Genomic DNA, 13,460 nt, shown 5'->3' with positions numbered 1-13,460 from the left:
CCCCCCCCCCCCCCCCCCCCCCCCCCCCCCCCCCCCCCCCCGGGCCCACGGCCAGGTCGTGTCTTCCTAGGCCGGCAGGGCGGTCAGGACGACCGGGCCGTCTTCGGTGACCGCGATGGAGTGCTCCCAGTGCGCCGCGAAACCGCCCGCCGTCGTCTTCACGGTCCACTCGTCCGGCATCGTGTACGTGCCCGGCTTCCCGAGCGTCACCATGGGCTCGATCGCCAGGCAGACGCCGGGCAGCAGTTCGGGGCCCTGGCCCGGGCGGCCGTAGTTGAGGATGTGCGGCTCCTGGTGCATCTCGGTGCCGATGCCGTGGCCGCCGTAGTCCTCGACGATGCCGTACTGCCCGCCCGAGGCCGGGGCGTGGGCCCGGATGGCCTGCTCGACCGCGTGGCTGATGTCGGTGAGGCGGGCGCCGGGCTTGGCCGCGGCGATACCCGCCCACATCGACTCCTCGCAGACCCGGCTCAACTCGGCGAGCTCGTCGGGCACCGCGCCGACCGCGACGGTGATCGCCGAGTCGCCGTGCCAGCCGTTCAGGATCGCGCCGCAGTCGATCGAGATGAGGTCGCCCTCGCGCAGCGGCGTGTCGTCCGGGATGCCGTGCACCACGACGTCGTTGACCGAGGCGCAGATCGACGCGGGGAAACCGTGGTAGCCCTTGAAGGACGGGACGGCCCCGGCCTCGCGGATGCTGCGCTCCGCGAGCGCGTCCAGCTCGCGGGTGCTGGTCCCGGGGACCGCGGCCTCCCGGAGCTTGGCGAGAGTCGTCGCGACGACCGCACCCGCCCGCCGCATCTTCTCGATCTGCTCGGGGGTCTTGCGGTCGATCTTGCTGCGCCGCCTCTTGATCACCGGCTTGTCGTCCTTCCGCGCCGTCTCGGCGTCGTCGTCGGCCCGGGCGGGTCGTCCCGGACATCTGGTGTTCCCTGGTCGCCGCGCGACCCGTGCGCGGCGCGTACCCCGCCCGTACCCGGCACGCACCCGTCGGCGAACGCGAACATGGGCGACCCGGTGAACACCCGGACCGCCCATGCCGCCTGTGCTGCTCTGATCCTGCTAGTCGTCGTCCTGCTTGAAGGCCTTGAGCGCGTTCTTGGCGCGCTCCGTGACGTCCGCCACGCGGCCCAGCGCGTCGATGACCACGAGAATGCCCTGTTCGGAGTAGTAGCCGATCAACGGCTCGGTCTGCTCCTTGAAGACGTCGAGGCGGTGCTTCACCGTCTCCTCGCGGTCGTCCTCGCGCTGGTACAGCTCACTGCCGCACTCGTCGCAGATTCCCTCGACCTTGGGCCGGTCGAAGAAGACGTGGCAGACGTGCCCGTTGGCACGGCACTGCCGGCGCCCGGACAGCCGCTGGATGATCTCCTTCGACGGCACGTCGAGTTCCAGGACCGCGTCGAGCTTCGTCCCGTGCTCGGCCAATATCTCGTCGAGCACCTTGGCCTGCGCCGTGTTGCGGGGAAAGCCGTCTAGCAGGAAGCCGTCGGCGGCGTCGGGCTGCGCGAGGCGGTCCCGGACCATGCCGATGGTGACTTCGTCGGGGACGAGGTTGCCCGCGTCCATGTACTTCTTGGCTTCGATGCCCAGAGGGGTCCTCTGGGCCACGTTGCTGCGGAAGAGGTCGCCCGTCGAGATCGCGGGGATCGACAGGTCTTCGGCGATGTACTGGGCCTGGGTTCCCTTACCCGCGCCGGGAGGGCCCACGAGAACGATACGCATTTAGCGGAGGAAGCCTTCGTAGTTGCGCTGCTGGAGCTGGCTCTCGATCTGCTTCACGGTTTCCAGACCCACTCCCACGATGATCAGGATGCTCGTGCCGCCGAACGGGAAGTTGTTGGTGGCGTTGAACAGCACGAGCGCGATCATGGGTACGAGCGCGATCATGCCCAGGTAGAGCGATCCGGGCCAGGTGATCCGGGTGAGGATGTAGTTCAGGTACTCCGCAGTCGGTCTGCCGGCGCGGATGCCCGGGATGAAACCACCATACTTCTTCATGTTGTCGGCAACTTCTTCGGGGTTGAACGTGATCGCCACATAGAAGAAGGCGAAGAACACGATCAACAGGAAGTACGTCGCCATGTAAAGCGGGTGGTCACCCTGCACGAAGTTCTTCTGGATCCACAGCGCCCAGCCTGAATCGCTGCCGCTGAACTGCGCGATGAGAGCCGGAATGTAGAGCAGCGACGAGGCGAAGATCACGGGGATGATGCCCGCCTGGTTCACCTTGAGCGGGATGTACGTCGAGGTCCCGCCGTACGCGCGGCGCCCGATCATCCGCTTGGCGTACTGCACCGGGATCCGGCGCTGCGCCTGCTCGACGAACACCACCAGGCCGACCATCAGCAGGCCCACCGCGATGACCGTGAAGAAGGCCACCCAGCCGCCGCCCAGCGTGCCGGTCTGCTTGATGTTCCACAGCGCCGCCGGGAAGCCGGCCGCCACCGAGACAAACATCAGGATCGACATGCCGTTGCCGATGCCGCGGTCGGTCACCAGCTCGCCCAGCCACATGATCACCGAGGTGCCCGCGGTCATCACCGCGACCATCACCAGGATCCGGAACAGGCTCTGGTCCGGCACGATCTGGTCCGGCTGGCACTCGCCGCCGCCCGCGCCGCTGAACAGCGAGCCGCTGCGCGCGGTCGCGACCAGCGCGGTCGACTGGAGGATCGCCAGCGCGATCGTCAGGTAGCGGGTGTACTGGGTGATCTTCGCGGTACCGGACTGGCCCTCCTTCTTGAGGGCTTCCAGGCGCGGAATCACGACCGTCAGCAGCTGGAGGATGATGCTCGCCGTGATGTACGGCATGATCCCGAGCGCGAAGATCGTGAGTTGCAGCAGCGCGCCGCCGCTGAACATGTTCACCAGGCCGAAGAGGCCGCCCTGGTCCGCTTCGTCGACACACTTGCGGACCATCTGGAAGGACACGCCTGGGACCGGGATGTGGGACCCGATCCGGAACAGGACGATGATCCCCAGCGTGAAGAGCAGCTTCTTGCGCAGGTCGGGCGTGCGGAACGCCCGGGCGAACGCGGTGAGCACACTGCCTCCTGCGCCTCACCCGTCGGGGCGAGTCGTTTGATCGATCGGTCCCGTGGAGTACGGGCAGGTCCCTGTATTGGAACCTCACGGACAATAACAGCGTCGGAAGGCGGAAAGTTCGCACGGACCGGGAGATTCGCGGTGTGGACGCGGACTCGACATCTCGTCGTCCCGCACCGGCATCCCTACGGTGCTCGCACGGCCTGGCCGCATACGACGCAGGGGCGCCACCACCATAGCGGCGTGGCGCCCCTGCTAAGAAGCCGTCGGCTCTCAGACCTCGTCGGCCGAGCCGCCGGCCGCCGCGATCTTCTCCTTCGCGGAGCCGGAGAAGGCGTGCACCTTCACCCGGACGGCGACCGAGATCTCACCCTGGCCGAGCACCTTGACCGGCTGGTTCTTGCGAACCGCGCCCTTGGCCACGAGGTCGTCGACGGTCACGTCGCCGCCCTCGGGGTACAGGGCACCGAGCTTGTCCAGGTTCACGACCTGGTACTCGGTCCGGAACGGGTTCTTGAAGCCCTTGAGCTTCGGAAGCCGCATGTGCAGCGGCATCTGCCCGCCCTCGAAGCGGGCCGGCACCTGGTAGCGGGCCTTGGTGCCCTTGGTGCCGCGACCGGCGGTCTTGCCCTTGGACGCCTCGCCGCGACCCACACGGGTCTTGGCGGTCTTGGCGCCCGGGGCGGGCCGCAGGTGGTGCACCTTCAGCGGGTTCTCAGCACCCATTTCAGTCCACCTCCTCGACGGTGACGAGATGCGACACCGTGAAAATCATGCCGCGGATCTCCGGACGGTCCTCCTTGACGACCACGTCGTGGACGCGCTTGAGGCCGAGGGACCGGAGGGTGTCGCGCTGGTTCTGCTTGCAGCCGATCTTGGACCGGGTCTGCGTGACCTTGAGACGTGCCATCACGCACCCACTCCCGCGCGGGCCCGCAGCAGCGCGGCCGGGGCCACGTCCTCCAGCGGGAGCCCGCGGCGAGCCGCGATCTCCTCGGGACGCTGGAGACCCTTGAGGGCCGCCACCGTCGCGTGCACGATGTTGATCGCGTTGTCCGAGCCGAGCGACTTGCTCAGCACGTCGTGGATGCCCGCGCACTCCAGCACGGCACGCACCGGGCCGCCGGCGATGACACCGGTACCGGGGGACGCCGGCTTCAGCAGCACGACACCGGCCGCCGCCTCGCCCTGGATCGGGTGCGGGATGGTGCCCTGGATACGGGGGACCTTGAAGAAGTGCTTCTTGGCCTCCTCCACACCCTTGGCGATGGCGGCCGGCACCTCCTTGGCCTTGCCGTAGCCGACACCGACGGTGCCGTCGCCGTCGCCCACCACGACCAGCGCGGTGAAGCTGAAGCGGCGGCCGCCCTTGACTACCTTGGCCACACGGTTGATCGCGACGACGCGCTCGACGTAGGCGGTCTTCTCGGCGGCGGCGCCGCCGTCGCGCCGATCCCGCCGGTCCCGACGCTCGCCGCCGCCGGCGCCGCCACCGCGGCGCTGGGGTCCAGCCATCAGAAATTCCTCATCTGTCGTACGAAGCTTGTCCGGACCAGCGGGCTCAGAACGCCAGCCCGCCCTCGCGCGCGGCATCGGCAAGCGCGGCGATGCGGCCGTGGTACTTGTTGCCACCACGGTCGAACACCACGGTCTCGATGCCCGCAGCCTTGGCCCGCTCAGCGACGAGCTCGCCGACCTTGCGCGCCTTCTCGGTCTTGTCGCCCTCGTTGCCCCGGATGGAGTCGTCCATCGTCGAGGCGGACGCGAGGGTGACACCGGCCAGATCGTCGATGACCTGCGCCACGATGTGACGCGTGGAGCGGGTCACGACCAGACGAGGCCGCTGGGGGGTACCGGAAACACGCTTCCGGACCCGGATGTGCCGACGCTTGCGGGACGTGGACTTCTTCGCCACGCCCTTGCCGGCCTTCACACCGACGGCCATGCCTACTTACCAGCCTTTCCGACCTTGCGGCGGATGACCTCACCCGCGTACTTCACACCCTTGGCCTTGTACGGGTCGGGCTTGCGAAGCTTGCGAATGTTCGCGGCGACCTCGCCGACCTTCTGCTTGTCGATGCCCTGGACCTCGAACTTGGTCGGGCTCTCGACGACGAAGGTGATGCCCTCGGGGGCCTCGACGACGATGGGGTGGCTGTAGCCGAGCGCGAACTCCAGCGAGGAGCCCTTCGCCGCGACACGGTAGCCGACACCGCTGATTTCGAGCTTCTTGCTGTATCCCTGGGTCACACCGGTGATCATGTTCGCCACCAGCGTCCGGGACAGCCCGTGCAGGGCCTTCGAGAGACGCTCGTCGTTCGGGCGGGTCACCGCGAGGGTGCCGTCCTCGAGCGCGATCTCGATCGGAGCGGCGAGGTTGTGCGACAGGGTGCCCTTCGGGCCCTTCACGACGACCTCGCGGCCATTGATGGTGACGTCCACGCCGGTGGGAACCGGGATGGGCAGCCGTCCGATTCGCGACATTGCCTATCCTCCTTTCCCGTTACCAGACGAAGGCGAGGACTTCCCCGCCCACGCCCTTCTTGGCGGCCTGACGGTCGGTCAGGAGTCCCTGCGACGTCGAGATGATCGCGACGCCGAGCCCTCCCAGCACCTTCGGCAGGTTCGTGGACTTCGCGTACACCCGCAGACCGGGCTTGGACACGCGGCGGATGCCGGCGACCGAGCGCTCGCGGTTCGGGCCGTACTTCAGGTCGATGACGAGGCTCTTGCCGACCTCGGCGTCCTCGACCCGCCAGCCCTGGATGTAGCCCTCCTGCTGGAGGATCTCCGCGATGTGCGACTTGATCTTGCTGAACGGCATCACGACGTCGTCGTGGTATGCCGAGTTGGCATTCCGCAGACGCGTGAGCATGTCTGCGATGGGGTCGGTCATGGTCATGACGGCCTCAGGGCCTTTCTCGCCGCGGTTTCCCGGGATGCGATCGGTCCGGTGGGCGCCCCTCCACGCGGGAGGGGCGGCTCACGGACGACTGCGGGCGGGACCTACAGCGTTTGATACGGACACCCCGCGCGAACGCGGGATGGGTGCCGGCAGGCGGGGTTCGCCTACCAGCTGCTCTTCGTGACGCCGGGCAGCTCGCCGGCGTGCGCCATAACGCGCAGGCACACACGGCAGAGACCGAACTTGCGGTACACCGAGTGCGGGCGACCGCACCGCTGGCAGCGCGTGTAACCGCGCACCGCGAACTTCGGCTTGCGAGCGGCCTTGGCAATCAGGGCCTTCTTCGCCACTTCAGCTCTCCTTATCGCGATCCTCAGCCGCTCGCGCGGCTGCTCACGCTTCCTTGAACGGGAAGCCGAGGTGGCGCAGCAGAGCCCGGCCCTCGTCGTTGTTCTGGGCGGACGTCACCACGGTGATGTCCATGCCGCGAACACGGTCGATCTTGTCCTGGTCGATCTCGTGGAACATCGACTGCTCGGTCAGACCGAAGGTGTAGTTGCCCTTGCCGTCGAACTGCTTCGGCGACAGACCGCGGAAGTCGCGGATACGCGGCAGCGCGATCGAGACCAGGCGGTCCAGGAACTCCCACATGCGGTCGCCGCGCAGCGTGACGTGCGCGCCGATCGGCTGACCCTCGCGCAGCTTGAACTGAGCGATGGACTTGCGGGCCTTGGTGACCTGCGGCTTCTGGCCGGTGATGGCCATCAGGTCCTTGATCGCACCGTCGATGAGCTTGGAGTCGCGGGCGGCGTCGCCCACACCCATGTTCACGACGACCTTGACGACACCCGGGATCTGCATGACGTTCTCGTACGAGAACTCCTCACGCAGCTTGCCCTGGATCTCGGCGCGGTAGCGCTGCTTCAGACGCGGAAGCGCCTTTGCCTCAGTGGTGACAGTCATCAGATGTCCTCACCGGTCCGCTTGGCGATCCGGATCTTGTTGCCCTCGTCGTCGAAGCGGTAGCCGACGCGCGTGGGGACCTTCTTGCCGTCCTGCTCCACGACCAGCATCACGTTGCTGATGTGGACCGGCGCCTCCTGCGTGATGATGCCGCCGGTCTTGGCACCCTTGGCGGACTGGCCGACCTTGGTGTGCTTCTTGATCCGGTTGACACCCTCGACGAGGACGCGCTCCTGCGTCGGGTAGGCCGCGATGACCTTGCCCTGCTTGCCGCGGTCCTTGCCGGTGATGACCTGAACCAGGTCACCCTTCTTGATCTTCATGCTCTTCGCCATGGCTTACAGCACCTCCGGCGCGAGCGAGATGATCTTCATGAACTTCTTCTCGCGCAGCTCACGGCCGACCGGGCCGAAAATGCGGGTGCCACGGGGCTCACCGTCGTTCTTGAGGATGACGGCGGCGTTCTCGTCGAAGCGGATGTAGGAGCCGTCGACACGACGGCGCTCCTTGACAGTCCGCACGACGACAGCCTTGACCACGTCGCCCTTCTTCACGTTGCCACCAGGGATCGCGTCCTTGACGGTGGCCACAATGACGTCCCCGATGCCCGCGTAGCGCCGGCCGGACCCGCCGAGCACACGGATGCAAAGGATCTCCTTGGCACCCGTGTTGTCGGCGACTCGCAGTCGCGACTCCTGCTGGATCACGTCTAACTCCTGATCATCACGTCGCGGCGCAGGCCCACCTCAGTGGGCCTGCCCAGCGCTCGCTACTTGGCCTTTTCGAGGATCTCGACGATGCGCCACCGCTTGCTGGCGGACAGCGGCCGGGTCTCCATGAGGAGGACACGGTCGCCGACGCCGCAGGCGTTCTGCTCGTCGTGAGCCTTCAGCTTGCTCGTGCGGCGGATGACCTTGCCGTAGAGCGGGTGCTTCACGCGGTCCTCGACGGCGACGACGACGGTCTTGTCCATCTTGTCGCTGACGACGAGGCCCTCACGGGTCTTGCGGAATCCCCGGGTCGTCTCAGTCATCTCAGTCTTCTCGCTCACGCCGCGCCTCCGGTCTCCTCCACGCTGACGATCCCGAGCTCGCGCTCGCGCATCAGCGTGTAGATGCGGGCGATGTCCTTGCGGACCGCCTTGAGCCGCCCGTGGTTCTCGAGCTGCCCGGTCGCCGCCTGGAAACGGAGGTTGAACAGCTCCTCCTTGGCCTCACGCAGCTTGGCGACGAGTTCCTCGTCGGCCAGGTCGCGCAGCTCGGACGCCTTGGTCCCGGCCGCCATCACGCCTCACCTGCCTCGCGCCGGACAATCCGGCACTTCATCGGCAGCTTGTGCGTGGCGCGCAGAAGCGCCTCGCGAGCCACCTTCTCGTTCGGGTACGACAGCTCGAACATCACCCGACCGGGCTTGACGTTCGCGACCCACCACTCGGGCGAGCCCTTGCCGGAACCCATGCGGGTCTCGGCCGGCTTCTTGGTCAGCGGACGGTCCGGGTAGATGTTGATCCACACCTTGCCGCCACGGCGGATGTGCCGGGTGATGGCGATACGGGCGGACTCGATCTGCCGGTTGGTCACGTACGCCTGGCCCAGGGCCTGGATGCCGTACTCGCCGAACGCGAGTTCCGTACCGCCCTTGGCGCGGCCACCGCGCTTGGGGTGGTGCTGCTTGCGGTGCTTGACCCTGCGGGGGATCAGCATCGGGGTCAGGCCTCCGTTCCGGATTCGGGCGCCGGGGTGGACGCTGCCACAGCCTCGGCGGCCGGCGCGGCGGAGTCGTTCGACTCAGGTGCCGGCGCCTCGTTCTGCGGACGTCCGCCGCGGCCACCGCCACGACGCTCGCCACCGCGGCCACCGCCGCGCGGACGGTCGCTGCCGCCCGGGCCACGCGACGGGCGGTTGCCCGCACGCGCGGCGGCGTTGTCGGCGCGGACCTCGGCGATGTTCTTCACGTCGCCCTTGTAGATCCACACCTTGACGCCGATGCGGCCGAAGGTCGTGCGGGCCTCGAAGAAGCCGTACTCGACGTTCGCGCGCAGCGTGTGCAGCGGGACGCGTCCCTCGCGGTAGAACTCCGAGCGGGACATCTCGGCGCCGCCGAGGCGGCCGCCGCACTGGATCTTGATGCCCTTGGCGCCGGCCTTCATCGCGGTCTGCATCGCCTTGCGCATGGCACGGCGGAACGAGACGCGCGACGAGAGCTGCTCGGCCACGCCCTGCGCGACGAGCTGGGCGTCGATCTCCGGGTTCTTGACCTCAAGGATGTTGAGCTGGACCTGCTTGCCGGTCAGCTTCTCCAGGTCACCGCGGATACGGTCGGCCTCCGCGCCGCGGCGGCCGATGACGATGCCCGGCCGGGCGGTGTGGATGTCGACGCGGACGCGGTCGCGGGTGCGCTCGATCTCCACCTTGGAGATGCCGGCCCGCTCCATGCCCTGCGTCATCATCCGGCGGATGGCGACGTCTTCCTTGACGTAGTCCTTGTAGAGCTTGTCGGCGTACCAGCGCGACTTGAAGTCCGTGGTGATACCGAGGCGGAACCCGTGCGGGTTAACCTTCTGGCCCACTAGCGGGTCCTCTCCTTCTCGGCGACAACCACGGTGATGTGGCTGGTGCGCTTGCGGATGCGGTACGCCCGGCCCTGGGCACGCGGACGGAACCGCTTCAGGGTCGGCCCCTCGTCCACGTACGCCTCGGACACGTACAGGTTGTTCGTGTCGAGGTTGTGGTTGTGCCCGGCGTTGGCGATGGCGCTGTCGAGCACCTTGCCGACCGGCTCGCTCGCGGCCTGCTGCGCGAAGCGCAGGATCGCCTGCGCCTCGGCGGCGTCGACGCCGCGGATCAGGTCGACAACCCGGCGAGCCTTCATGGGCGTGACGCGGATGTACCGCGCCTGGGCCCTGGCTTCCATTGGAGTCTCCGTGTTCATCTCAGTTCGGTTTCCTTAGCTCGCCGGTCAGCGACGACGCGACTTGCGGTCGTCCTTCTCGTGGCCACGGAAGGTCCGGGTCGGGGCGAACTCGCCGAGCTTGTGGCCGACCATCGCCTCGGTGACGAACACCGGGACGTGCTTGCGGCCGTCGTGCACCGCGATGGTGTGGCCCAGCATCGCCGGGACGATCATCGAGCGGCGGGACCAGGTCTTGATGACGTTCTTGGTGCCCTTCTCGTTCTGCACGTCCACCTTCTTGATCAGGTGGTCGTCGACGAAGGGTCCCTTCTTCAGACTGCGCGGCATCGAGACTGCTCCTAGCGCTTCTTGTTCGTCTTGCGGCGGCGGATGATCAGCTTGTCGCTGGCCTTCTTCGGCCGGCGGGTGCGACCTTCCTTCTGGCCCCACGGCGACACCGGGTGGCGGCCGCCGGAGGTCTTGCCCTCACCACCACCGTGCGGGTGGTCGATCGGGTTCATCGCCACACCGCGGACGGTCGGGCGCTTGCCCTTCCAGCGCATGCGGCCGGCCTTGCCCCAGTTGATGTTCGACTGCTCGGCGTTGCCGACCTCGCCGATGGTGGCGCGGCAGCGGACGTCGACCATCCGAATCTCACCCGACGGCATGCGGAGGGTCGCGAACGCGCCCTCCTTCGCCAGGAGCTGGACGCTCGCACCGGCCGAACGGGCCAGCTTGGCGCCGCCGCCCGGACGCAGCTCGATCGCGTGCACGACCGTACCGACCGGGATGTTGCGGAGCGCGAGGTTGTTGCCCGGCTTGATGTCGGCGGTCGGACCGTTCTCGATCCGGTCGCCCTGACGCAGCTTGTTCGGGCACAGGATGTAGCGCTTCTCGCCGTCTGCGTAGTGCAGGAGCGCGATGCGCGCGGTGCGGTTGGGGTCGTACTCGATGTGCGCGACCTTGGCCGGCACGCCGTCCTTGTCGTTGCGACGGAAGTCGATGACACGGTAAGCGCGCTTGTGACCGCCACCCTGGTGGCGGGTCGTCACGCGGCCGTGGTTGTTACGACCACCCTTGCTGTGCAGCGGGCGGACCAGCGACTTCTCCGGCGTGGACCGCGTGATCTCGACGAAGTCGGCGACGCTGGCGCCACGACGGCCCGGAGTCGTCGGCTTGTACTTGCGGATGCCCATGGCTTCTCTTAGTCCTCGTCCGTATCAGCGGCCGTCAGCCGACGGGTCCACCGAAGATGTCGATCCGCTCGCCCTCAGCCAGGGTGACGATCGCTCGCTTCGTGTCCTTGCGCTTGCCGAAACCGGTCTTGGAACGCTTGCGCTTTCCCTGCCGGTTGATCGTGTTCACGTTCGCGACCTTGACCCCGAAGATCGCGGCGACAGCCTGCTTGATCTGGGTCTTGTTCGCGTCCGGCGCCACGATGAACGTGTACTTGTTCTCGTCGAGCAGCCCGTAGGACTTCTCCGAGATCACCGGCTTCAGCAGCACATCGCGCGGGTCGGTGAAGGTCTTGCTGGTGACCTGCGTGCTCTCGCTCACGCGTCGCTCCCTTCGAGCTCGCTCGAAGTGGCAACGGCGGTCGCGGACTTGCCCTGCGGCGAGCCGGCGATGAACCGCTCCAGAGCGGCCTTGGTGAAGACCACGTCGTCGGAGACGAGCACGTCGTAGGTGTTCAGCTGCCCGGGGTCGAGCACGTGCACCTGCGGGAGGTTGCGGGCGCTCAGCCAGGCGGCGGTGTCGTCCTTCTCGGCGACCAGGAGCACGTGCTTGCGCTCGGAGATCTTGCCGATCAGGGTGCGGGCGGCCTTCGTCGACGGCGCGTCGCCGTCGACCAGCGCGCTCACGCAGTGGATGCGCGAGTGGACGGCCCGGTCGGTGAGGGCACCGCGCAGCGCGGCGGCCTTCATCTTCTTGGGGGTCCGCTGCGAGTAGTCGCGCGGCTGGGGTCCGTGGACCACGCCACCGCCGGCGAACTGCGGCGCACGGGTCGAGCCCTGGCGCGCGCGGCCGGTGCCCTTCTGGCGGTACGGCTTGCGGCCACCGCCGCGCACCTCGCCACGGGTCTTGGTCTTGTGCGTGCCCTGGCGGGCCGCGGCCAGCTGGGCCACGACGACCTGGTGGATCGTCGGGATGCTGACCTGGACGCCGAAGATCTCCGCGGGGAGTTCGACGGTCCCGGTCTTCTCGCCGGCCGGCGAGAGAACGTCGATGCTGGTCATGTGGTTCACGCCCCCTTGGCCGCGGTGCGGACCAGGACGAGGCCGCCGTTCGGACCCGGGATCGCACCCTTCACGAGGATGAGACCCTTCTCGGCGTCGACGGCGTGGACGGTCAGGTTCTGGGTGGAGACGCGCACGTTGCCCATGCGGCCCGCCATGCGCACGCCCTTGAACACGCGGCCCGGGGTGGCGCAGCCACCGATGGAGCCGGGCGAGCGGTGCTTGCGCTGCGTGCCGTGCGAGGCGCCGAGGCCCTTGAAGCCGTGGCGCTTCATGACACCGGCGGTGCCCTTGCCCTTGCTGGTGCCCGCGACGTCGACCTTCTGGCCGGCCTCGAAGACGTCCGCGGTGATGGTGTCGCCGAGGGTGTACTCGGCGGCGTCCGAGGTGCGGAGCTCGACCAGGTGGCGGCGCGGCGTGACGCCGGCCTTCTCGAAGTGCCCGGCCAGGGGCTTGTTGACCTTGCGCGGGTCGATCTGGCCGAAGGCGATCTGGACGGCGCTGTAGCCGTCGGTCTCGGCGCTGCGGACCTGGGTCACGACGCACGGCCCGGCCTGGACGACGGTCACCGGAACGACGCGGTTGTTCTCGTCCCAGACCTGGGTCATGCCGAGCTTGGTGCCCAGAATGCCCTTCATCTGCTTCGTCATCGTCGGTGCGTCCTCAGAGCTTGATCTCGATGTCGACGCCGGCCGGCAGGTCGAGACGCATAAGCGAGTCAACCGTCTTCGGGGTCGGGTCGAGGATGTCGATGAGCCGCTTGTGAGTGCGCATCTCGAAGTGCTCGCGCGAGTCCTTGTACTTGTGCGGCGAGCGGATGACGCAGTACACGTTCTTCTCGGTCGGCAGCGGCACCGGGCCCGCGACCTGCGCACCCGTACGGGTCACCGTCTCGACGATCTTGCGCGCCGAGGAGTCGATGACCTCGTGGTCGTAGGCCTTGAGCCGGATGCGGATCTTCTGTCCCGCCATGGCTGCTTCGAATTCCTTCTCTCGTACCGCTGCGGATCACCCCCGCTGACGCGGGAGGAAGTCTTGCGTCCGACCCCCGCGGTCGGGCGTGTCGCCTTGCTACTCAGACGGCACCCTTGACAAGCCCTTGCGGGGCTCGGGAGCCGAGTAGCGGGTCGCACTGTCCTTGCTGCTGCGGCAAGCAGCCGGACATCGATGCGGCCACCAGACGTCCACACACACAAACTGCGGTGGGCGGCGGGGAGGCAAATCCTCATGTCACCCGAGCCTTGCGGATCCGGCGCCGTGATAGGCGCACAAAAATCCCTTGGCCGAACGGGCAACTTGACCAGTATGCAGTACGGGGTACCGGCTTGGCCAATCGAGGTTTATTCCCCGCCTTACGGGGGTGCGATCTTCCGGGGAACAAGGCCCCGCCCGCCGATCCGGGGGGATCGGCGGGC

At 67.8% G+C, this 13,460-nt stretch carries 24 protein-coding genes; all 24 read right to left on the bottom strand.

Going from position 1 to position 13,460, the window contains the following annotated elements; all coding sequences use genetic code 11:
• Positions 1 to 66: 66 nt before the first annotated feature.
• Positions 67 to 858: a type I methionyl aminopeptidase gene (gene map, locus ACRX5S_RS14335; RefSeq protein ID WP_436773282.1), complete on the bottom strand. Its 792-nt coding sequence runs from the start codon at positions 856 to 858 to the stop codon at positions 67 to 69.
• A 204-nt stretch (positions 859 to 1,062) separates the two neighbouring features.
• Positions 1,063 to 1,725, bottom strand: a complete 663-nt coding sequence (locus ACRX5S_RS14330; protein ID WP_436773281.1) for an adenylate kinase — start codon at positions 1,723 to 1,725, stop codon at positions 1,063 to 1,065.
• Entirely contained in the window at positions 1,726 to 3,048 is a 1,323-nt protein-coding gene (gene secY, locus ACRX5S_RS14325) for a preprotein translocase subunit SecY (protein ID WP_358360797.1), read from the bottom strand. It lies immediately after the preceding gene.
• 273 nt (positions 3,049 to 3,321) lie between these two features.
• Positions 3,322 to 3,774: a 50S ribosomal protein L15 gene (rplO, locus tag ACRX5S_RS14320; RefSeq protein WP_436773280.1), complete on the bottom strand. Its 453-nt coding sequence runs from the start codon at positions 3,772 to 3,774 to the stop codon at positions 3,322 to 3,324.
• A gap of 1 nt (position 3,775) precedes the next feature.
• Positions 3,776 to 3,958 carry a 50S ribosomal protein L30 gene (gene rpmD, locus ACRX5S_RS14315; RefSeq protein ID WP_358360802.1) on the bottom strand — a complete coding sequence of 61 codons (183 nt, stop codon included), beginning with the start codon at positions 3,956 to 3,958 and terminating at the stop codon, positions 3,776 to 3,778.
• Positions 3,958 to 4,563, bottom strand: a complete 606-nt coding sequence (gene rpsE, locus ACRX5S_RS14310) for a 30S ribosomal protein S5 (protein ID WP_231778751.1) — start codon at positions 4,561 to 4,563, stop codon at positions 3,958 to 3,960. The genes rpmD and rpsE overlap by 1 nt, the downstream gene beginning before the upstream one ends.
• A 46-nt stretch (positions 4,564 to 4,609) precedes the next feature.
• Positions 4,610 to 4,993, bottom strand: a complete 384-nt coding sequence (gene rplR / locus ACRX5S_RS14305) for a 50S ribosomal protein L18 (protein WP_436773279.1) — start codon at positions 4,991 to 4,993, stop codon at positions 4,610 to 4,612.
• Positions 4,994 to 4,995: 2 nt separating this feature from the next.
• Positions 4,996 to 5,532, bottom strand: a complete 537-nt coding sequence (rplF, locus tag ACRX5S_RS14300; protein ID WP_436773278.1) for a 50S ribosomal protein L6 — start codon at positions 5,530 to 5,532, stop codon at positions 4,996 to 4,998.
• Positions 5,533 to 5,551: 19 nt separating this feature from the next.
• Positions 5,552 to 5,950: a 30S ribosomal protein S8 gene (gene rpsH, locus ACRX5S_RS14295; protein ID WP_358360809.1), complete on the bottom strand. Its 399-nt coding sequence runs from the start codon at positions 5,948 to 5,950 to the stop codon at positions 5,552 to 5,554.
• Between the two features lie 167 nt (positions 5,951 to 6,117).
• Positions 6,118 to 6,303: a type Z 30S ribosomal protein S14 gene (locus tag ACRX5S_RS14290; protein ID WP_179814568.1), complete on the bottom strand. Its 186-nt coding sequence runs from the start codon at positions 6,301 to 6,303 to the stop codon at positions 6,118 to 6,120.
• 43 nt (positions 6,304 to 6,346) lie between these two features.
• A complete protein-coding gene (rplE, locus tag ACRX5S_RS14285) occupies positions 6,347 to 6,916 on the bottom strand; it encodes a 50S ribosomal protein L5 (RefSeq protein WP_436773277.1) in 570 nt (189 codons plus the stop codon).
• On the bottom strand, positions 6,916 to 7,239 hold the full coding sequence (rplX, locus tag ACRX5S_RS14280; RefSeq protein WP_436773634.1) for a 50S ribosomal protein L24: 324 nt from the start codon (positions 7,237 to 7,239) through the stop codon (positions 6,916 to 6,918). Before rplX ends, rplE begins: the two co-directional genes overlap by 1 nt.
• A gap of 15 nt (positions 7,240 to 7,254) precedes the next feature.
• Positions 7,255 to 7,623, bottom strand: coding sequence for a 50S ribosomal protein L14 (gene rplN, locus ACRX5S_RS14275; protein WP_235054803.1), 369 nt, complete (start codon positions 7,621 to 7,623; stop codon positions 7,255 to 7,257).
• 62 nt (positions 7,624 to 7,685) lie between these two features.
• Positions 7,686 to 7,967: a 30S ribosomal protein S17 gene (gene rpsQ / locus ACRX5S_RS14270; protein ID WP_269453204.1), complete on the bottom strand. Its 282-nt coding sequence runs from the start codon at positions 7,965 to 7,967 to the stop codon at positions 7,686 to 7,688.
• Positions 7,964 to 8,200 carry a 50S ribosomal protein L29 gene (gene rpmC / locus ACRX5S_RS14265; RefSeq protein ID WP_281469068.1) on the bottom strand — a complete coding sequence of 79 codons (237 nt, stop codon included), beginning with the start codon at positions 8,198 to 8,200 and terminating at the stop codon, positions 7,964 to 7,966. The genes rpsQ and rpmC overlap by 4 nt, the downstream gene beginning before the upstream one ends.
• Positions 8,200 to 8,619, bottom strand: coding sequence for a 50S ribosomal protein L16 (gene rplP, locus ACRX5S_RS14260; protein ID WP_235054805.1), 420 nt, complete (start codon positions 8,617 to 8,619; stop codon positions 8,200 to 8,202). Before rplP ends, rpmC begins: the two co-directional genes overlap by 1 nt.
• 5 nt (positions 8,620 to 8,624) lie before the next feature.
• A complete protein-coding gene (rpsC, locus tag ACRX5S_RS14255; protein ID WP_436773276.1) occupies positions 8,625 to 9,485 on the bottom strand; it encodes a 30S ribosomal protein S3 in 861 nt (286 codons plus the stop codon).
• Positions 9,485 to 9,829, bottom strand: coding sequence for a 50S ribosomal protein L22 (gene rplV, locus ACRX5S_RS14250; protein ID WP_231778761.1), 345 nt, complete (start codon positions 9,827 to 9,829; stop codon positions 9,485 to 9,487). The genes rpsC and rplV overlap by 1 nt, the downstream gene beginning before the upstream one ends.
• Positions 9,830 to 9,874: 45 nt before the next feature.
• Complete coding sequence (gene rpsS / locus ACRX5S_RS14245) at positions 9,875 to 10,156, bottom strand: 30S ribosomal protein S19 (protein ID WP_231778762.1); 282 nt, start codon at positions 10,154 to 10,156, stop codon at positions 9,875 to 9,877.
• Positions 10,157 to 10,167: 11 nt separating this feature from the next.
• The gene (rplB, locus tag ACRX5S_RS14240) at positions 10,168 to 11,004 is read right to left on the bottom strand and encodes a 50S ribosomal protein L2 (protein WP_235054809.1); all 837 of its coding nucleotides are present in this window, start codon (positions 11,002 to 11,004) and stop codon (positions 10,168 to 10,170) included.
• A 34-nt stretch (positions 11,005 to 11,038) separates the two neighbouring features.
• Complete coding sequence (gene rplW, locus ACRX5S_RS14235) at positions 11,039 to 11,365, bottom strand: 50S ribosomal protein L23 (protein ID WP_358360821.1); 327 nt, start codon at positions 11,363 to 11,365, stop codon at positions 11,039 to 11,041.
• Positions 11,362 to 12,045 (bottom strand): 50S ribosomal protein L4, encoded by a 684-nt coding sequence (rplD, locus tag ACRX5S_RS14230; RefSeq protein ID WP_436773275.1) that lies wholly within the window; start codon positions 12,043 to 12,045, stop codon positions 11,362 to 11,364. The genes rplW and rplD overlap by 4 nt, the downstream gene beginning before the upstream one ends.
• Before the next feature lie 5 nt (positions 12,046 to 12,050).
• The gene (gene rplC / locus ACRX5S_RS14225) at positions 12,051 to 12,695 is read right to left on the bottom strand and encodes a 50S ribosomal protein L3 (protein WP_358360825.1); all 645 of its coding nucleotides are present in this window, start codon (positions 12,693 to 12,695) and stop codon (positions 12,051 to 12,053) included.
• Between the two features lie 13 nt (positions 12,696 to 12,708).
• The gene (gene rpsJ, locus ACRX5S_RS14220; protein WP_066889903.1) at positions 12,709 to 13,017 is read right to left on the bottom strand and encodes a 30S ribosomal protein S10; all 309 of its coding nucleotides are present in this window, start codon (positions 13,015 to 13,017) and stop codon (positions 12,709 to 12,711) included.
• Positions 13,018 to 13,460: the final 443 nt, after the last annotated feature.

It is taken from the genome of Yinghuangia sp. YIM S09857, from assembly GCF_051388915.1.
Lineage (GTDB): Bacteria > Actinomycetota > Actinomycetes > Streptomycetales > Streptomycetaceae > Yinghuangia.
The sequence above is the reverse complement of the archived record's forward strand: the minus strand, read 5'-3'. Positions and strand labels throughout refer to the sequence as shown.